This window comes from Desmonostoc vinosum (assembly GCF_059505385.1).
Map to the genome: position 1 here is coordinate 1 of NZ_JCACKM010000296.1, position 523 is coordinate 523.

The following is a 523-nucleotide window of genomic DNA, read 5'->3' on the forward strand; positions in this document are numbered from 1 at the left end:
AGTCATCTACTACGTCAAACCACCCTCTGCTACTTGGGGCGCGTCCAACTGCGATCGTCATCGAACTAAAATCCTCTTTTTTACTAAAATTGCAACGTTTTTGAGGCTGCGCTGCGGTGAAACAGCACCGACTCGTGAGGAATTAACGTTTTTTTTGACATATTTTGATCAAATGCGTTAATACATCTGATATTCTGAGAGACTGCCGCTTAGTTAAGTCGGTATTTCTCAGGTTATGTCGTTACCCGTACCATTAACTAGTAATCTAGCTTTTGGTAACTTAATGATTCTTAACTTACCACATTAAGTGGGGTTTTTGCCCGATCCACTTAAGTGAGTCAGGTCTTTTACACAAAGCTATTAAATACTATGAATATCAGAATTTTAACAATCTGACACAACTTTTCTCAGAAATCTCAAAATTTAGGAGTGGGGAGTAGGGAGTGGGGAGTAGGGAGAAGATTGTATGTAGATCTTATCCTTACCCTTGGTCACTGAGCTGGTGCTGAGCGTAGCTGAAGTG

1 protein-coding gene is annotated in these 523 nt (G+C 40.7%); it reads left to right on the top strand.

What is annotated here, in order from left to right:
• Positions 1 to 181 (top strand): hypothetical protein (locus AC5JMF_RS30490; protein WP_495799449.1); only part of this gene is annotated, 181 nt, incomplete at its 5' end.
• Between the last annotated feature and the right edge of the window lie 342 nt (positions 182 to 523).